This is a genomic window from Acidovorax sp. HMWF018 (assembly GCF_003061035.1).
GTDB lineage: Bacteria > Pseudomonadota > Gammaproteobacteria > Burkholderiales > Burkholderiaceae_C > Acidovorax > Acidovorax delafieldii.
Genome location: NZ_QAIM01000237.1, coordinates 1 through 5,121 on the forward strand (window position 1 = coordinate 1; position 5,121 = coordinate 5,121).

The following is a 5,121-nucleotide window of genomic DNA, read 5'->3' on the forward strand; positions in this document are numbered from 1 at the left end:
TGCCTGCGGCCGCCCCCGCAAAACCGCCGAAGAACTCGACGACGGCAACCGCCGCCGCAAGCTCATGGACGGCGCGGCCAAGCTGTTCCGCACCCAGGGCTTTGCCGCCACCAGCACGCGCGACATTGCGGCGGCCGCAGGCATGCACAGTGGCTCGCCGTTCTACCACTTCGAAAGCAAAAGCGCGCTGCTCTACGCCGTGATGAGCGAGGGCATGACCATGGCCACACAAAGCCAGCAGCAGGCACTCGATGCGCTGCCAGCCCAGGCCACACCGCGCGAGCAGTTGCACACGCTCATTCGCCACCATTTCGAGATCCTGCTCGGGCCCCGCAGCAGCTTCATCCCGGTGATGCTGTACGAATGGCGCTCGCTGACGCCTGCGCAGCGCAAGGGCATTGCCCGCATCAAGGACAGCTACGAGGCCACCTGGATGCCTGTGCTCGAAGCGCTGGCAAAGCAGGGTGCGCTGCAGGCCGAGCCCGGTGTGGCGCGGCTGTTCATCTTTGGGGCGCTTAACTGGGCGGTGCAATGGTTCTCGCCCAAGAAGGGCAAGTCGCTCGACGCGCTCACCGATGAGGCACTCGCCTTGTTCATCCGTTCATAACAAACAACCCCATCAAGGCAGAGTCACCATGGCCCCCACCGCGCGCAACGCCTACCAGTCAGTGTTTGCTCCGGGCCTGTTCCAGGGCCAGGTGGTGGTGGTCACCGGCGGTGGCTCGGGCATTGGCCGGTGCACGGCACATGAGCTGGCGCACCTGGGCGCGCATGTGGTGCTGGTGGGGCGCAAGCCTGAAAAGCTGCTGGCCGTGGCTGAAGAGATCACTGCCGATGGCGGCCGTGTTTCCTGTGAGGTGTGCGACATCCGATCCGAAGAAGGCGTGGTGGCGCTGGTGCAGCAGATCCTTGCTGCGCAGGGCCGCATCGATGCGCTGGTCAACAACGCAGGCGGGCAGTTCATGTCGCCGCTCGAATCCATCAGCGCCAAGGGCTGGGAGGCCGTGCTGCACACCAACCTCACCGGCGGCTTTCTGATGGCGCGCGAGTGCTACCGCCAGTGGATGGCGCAGCACGGCGGCTCCATCGTCAACATCGTGGCGGACATGTGGGGCTCCATGCCCGGCATGGGGCACAGCGGTGCAGCGCGCGCGGGCATGGTCAGTTTCACCGAAACCGCTGCGCTGGAATGGGCACACAGCGGTGTGCGCGTGAACGCCGTGGCGCCGGGGTACATCGCCTCCAGCGGCATGGACAACTACCCGCCCGAGGCGGCAGACATGCTGCGTGCCATGCCGCGCACGGTGCCGCTCGGGCGCTTTGGCAACGAGGCCGAGGTGTCGGCGGCCATCACCTTTTTGCTCAGCCCGGCAGCCAGCTTCATCAGCGGCACCACGCTGCGGGTGGACGGCGCACGGCCCCAGGTGCGCATGGGCTGGCCGCAGCGTCCGCCTGGTGCCACCGCCGCAGCACACGCGGCCGTGCGGCCATTTGACGGCTTTCACCGCGCGCAGGTGCCGCAGGTGTTTGCACCTTCCCACACCCCCAAGACCGAGGCCGCATGACCGCCGTCTTCACTTCCCGATTCAACCCAGGCAGTGCCGAGGCCACGCAGCGCCGCGCGGCGCTGCAGGCTCGCCTTCATGCCCTGCGCGCGCTGGAAGAGCGTGCCGCCGCCGCCTCGGCCCGGTCGCTGCCCCAGTTTGAAAAACGCGGCCAGCTGCTGCCGCGCCAGCGTGTGGCGCTGCTGCTGGATGCGGGTGCGCCCTGGCTGCCGCTGTGCACCCTGGCGGGCTACCTGCAGGACGTGAAAGACCCTGAGAAGTCTGTGCCCGGTGGCGGCATGGTCGCGGGCATCGGCTTTGTCAGCGGTGTGCGTTGCATGGTGGTGGCCAGTGACTCGGGCATCGAGGCCGGAGCCATCCAGCCCATGGGCCTGGAAAAGATCTTGCGCGTGCAGGAGATCGCGCTGCAAAACCGCTTGCCGTTCATCCACCTGGTGGAGAGCGCGGGTGCCAACCTCATGCGCTACCGGGTGGAGGGCTTCGTGCACGGCGGCACGCTGTTCCGCAACCTCGCGCGGCTGTCGGCGGCGGGCATTCCGGTCATCACCGTGCAGCACGGCTCGGGCACCGCAGGCGGCGCCTATATGCCGGGGTTGTCGGATGTGGTCATCATGGTGCAGGGCCGCTCGCGCGCCTTTCTGGCCGGGCCGCCGCTGCTCATGGCGGCGACGGGCGAGATTGCGACGGAAGAAGAACTGGGCGGCGCCGAGATGCACACGTCCGTCTCGGGCCTGGGCGAATACCTGGCCCAGGACGACCGTGAGGCGATTGGCTTGGCACGCGATGTGGTGGCGCAGCTGGGGTGGAACACGGCCCCGCGACCCAGCGCGCCCGCACCTCTCTTGCCGGCAGACGACCTGCTGTCCCTGATGTCTGCCGACCTGCGCCAGCCCGTGGACATGCGCGAGGTGATGGCGCGGCTAGTGGACGGCTCGGAGCTGCTGGAATTCAAGGCCCGCTACGGCATGGCAACCCTGTGCGCGCAGGGCCACATCCAGGGCCATGCGGTGGGCTTCATCAGCAACAACGGCCCCATCGACGTGGCGGGCGCCAACAAGGCCACGCACTTCATCCAGTGGATGTGCCAGCTGGGCCACCCCATCATCTACCTGCAGAACACCACGGGCTACATGGTCGGCAAGGACAGCGAGCAGGGCGGCATGATCAAGCACGGCAGCAAGATGATCCAGGCCGTGACCAACGCCACCGTGCCGCAGATCACCATCCAGTGCGGCGCCAGCTTTGGTGCGGGCAACTACGGCATGTGCGGGCGGGGCTATGCGCCGCGCTTCCTGTTCAGCTGGCCCGGCGCCAAGACAGCGGTGATGGGCGGCGAGCAGGCCGCGCGCACCATGCAGATCGTGACCGAGGCGGCGCTGGCGCGCAAAGGCCTCACGCCCGACCCGGCCGAATCGCAGGCCCAGTTCGACAAAATCGTCGCCATGTTCGAGGCCCAGGCCGATGCGTTCTACACCAGCGGTCTGCTGCTGGACGACGGCGTAATCGACCCGCGCGACACGCGCGCCGTGCTGGCGTTTTGCCTGGACACCTGCGCCGAGGCACAGGCCCGCACGCTGCGGCCCCTGAGCTTTGGCGTGGCGCGGATGTAGGCGCTTCGCACGCAATCTCCACGATGGCCGAGCCTCTCAAACACCTGCTGAACGACACCGTGCCGCCGCGCATCGCGGCCATGGTGCGCCGTGCGTGGCGCAAGTTCGATACCACCGGGTTTCTGCAGCAAGTACAGCCCGGCTACGAATCGCTGGAGCTGATGGCGCGCGGCCAGCGCATTGCGCAGGCCCTGCAGGCCCACCTGCCGCAAGACGTGCCACGCGCGCTAAGTGTGCTGGTCGATTCGATGGACCCACCCATGGGCCTGGATGCGGTGGGTGAGCCCGACGCGGGTGACCGCCCCTACAGCGCCTTTTTGTACCTGCCGCACAGCATCTACATCGGCACACACGGCCTGCCGCATTTCGAGGCGGCCATGGCCGCGCAGCATGCGCTGACCCAGCGCTTTACCGCCGAGTTCTCCATACGCCCCTATCTGCTGCACCACCAACAGGCCACGCTCGCACGGCTGCGCGACTGGGCGCACGACGACAACGCCCATGTCCGCCGCCTGGTGAGTGAAGGCACGCGGCCCCGCCTGCCCTGGGCGCCGCGATTGCCTGCATTCCAGAACAACCCGCAACTGGCCCTGCCTTTGCTCGATGCGCTCAAGGACGATCCATCGTCTTACGTGCGCCGCTCGGTCGCCAACCACCTGGGCGATATCGCCAAGGACCACCCCGACCTGGCCGTGGGCACCGCGCGCACCTGGTTGCAGGGCGCGCCCGCCCCGCGTGAAGCCCTGGTGCGCCACGGCCTGCGTTTTCTCATCAAACTCGGCGACGCCGCTGCGCTCGATGCCCTGGGCGTGGGTCATGCCGTGGCGCTGGATGTGCGGGCCGCGCGCGTGCTACCCGCCCGCGCATGCATTGGAGACAAGGTGCGCATCGAGGTCGAACTGCACAACCCCACACCCCAGCCCCAGCGCGTGCTGGCGGACCTGAAGGTGCACTATGTCAAGGCCCACGGCGGCGCGGCGCCCAAGGTGTTCAAGCTGGAGACGCTGGACATACCGCCCGGCGCCACCGTAGCGGTGGGCAAGACGCTGTCGCTGCAGCAGATGACCACACGCACCCACTACCCCGGCGCGCACCAGGTGGAGTTGGTGCTCAACGGGCGGCCCCAGCCGCTGGGGCAATTTCAGCTTTCGTGATCGAGGTTTGCAGGCATACAAACGTACAAACGCAACAGCAGGAGACAAGCACCATGCAGTTCACACACGAGCACCGCGAGATCCAGAAGACCCTCAAGCGTTTCATCGACGAGGAGATCAACCCCCACGTGGACGAGTGGGAAGCGGCCGAGATCTTCCCCGCGCACGAGGTCTTCAAGAAGATGGGCAACCTGGGCCTGCTGGGCTTGTGCAAGCCCGAGGAATATGGCGGCGCAGGGCTGGACTACTCCTACAGCCTGGCCATGGCCGAGGCGCTGGGCCACATCCACTGCGGCGGCGTGCCCATGGCCATCGGCGTGCAGACCGACATGTGCACCCCGGCCCTGGCGCGCTATGGCAGCGAAGAACTCAAGCGCAACTTTCTCGCCCCCGCCATTGCGGGCGACATGGTGGGCTGCATCGGCGTGAGCGAGCCTGCGGCGGGCAGCGATGTGTCGGGCATCAAGAGCGTGGCGCGCAAGGACGGCGACGACTACGTGATCACCGGCCAGAAGATGTGGATCACCAACAGCCTGCAGGCCGACTGGATGTGCATGCTGGTGAACACGGGCGAAGGGCCTGTGCACAAGAACAAGAGCCTGGTGATGGTGCCCATGCGGGATGGCCCGGGCGGCAAGCTCACCAAGGGCATCGAGGTGGCGCAAAAGATCCGCAAGATCGGCATGCACAGCAGCGACACGGGCCTGATCTACTTTGACGAGGTGCGCGTACCGCAGCGCTACCGCATCGGCGCCGAAGGGCAGGGCTTTATCTACCAGATGCAGCAGTTCC

The 5,121-nt window shown here is 67.1% G+C and carries 5 protein-coding genes; all 5 read left to right on the forward strand.

Annotated features, from left to right (window positions below):
- Window positions 1–607, forward strand: a 607-nt coding sequence (locus DBR23_RS08475; RefSeq protein ID WP_108497946.1) for a TetR/AcrR family transcriptional regulator, incomplete at its 5' end; no start/stop codon positions are given.
- A gap of 28 nt (window positions 608–635) precedes the next feature.
- Complete coding sequence (locus DBR23_RS08480) at window positions 636–1,565, forward strand: SDR family oxidoreductase (RefSeq protein ID WP_108497947.1); 930 nt, start codon at window positions 636–638, stop codon at window positions 1,563–1,565.
- Complete coding sequence (locus DBR23_RS08485; protein ID WP_108497948.1) at window positions 1,562–3,175, forward strand: acyl-CoA carboxylase subunit beta; 1,614 nt, start codon at window positions 1,562–1,564, stop codon at window positions 3,173–3,175. Before DBR23_RS08480 ends, DBR23_RS08485 begins: the two co-directional genes overlap by 4 nt.
- Before the next feature lie 23 nt (window positions 3,176–3,198).
- Window positions 3,199–4,329, forward strand: a complete 1,131-nt coding sequence (locus DBR23_RS08490; RefSeq protein ID WP_108497949.1) for a DNA alkylation repair protein — start codon at window positions 3,199–3,201, stop codon at window positions 4,327–4,329.
- A 53-nt stretch (window positions 4,330–4,382) separates the two neighbouring features.
- Window positions 4,383–5,121, forward strand: a 739-nt coding sequence (locus DBR23_RS08495) for an acyl-CoA dehydrogenase family protein (RefSeq protein WP_199227665.1), incomplete at its 3' end; no start/stop codon positions are given.

What these genes read in the sequence shown, in the direction of transcription:
- DBR23_RS08485 (WP_108497948.1), top strand. Translation starts at nt 1,562, where the DNA reads ATGACCGCCGTCTTCACTTCCCGATTCAACCCAGGCAGTGCCGAGGCC.
- DBR23_RS08490 (WP_108497949.1), top strand. Translation starts at nt 3,199, where the DNA reads ATGGCCGAGCCTCTCAAACACCTGCTGAACGACACCGTGCCGCCGCGC.
- DBR23_RS08480 (WP_108497947.1), top strand. Translation starts at nt 636, where the DNA reads ATGGCCCCCACCGCGCGCAACGCCTACCAGTCAGTGTTTGCTCCGGGC.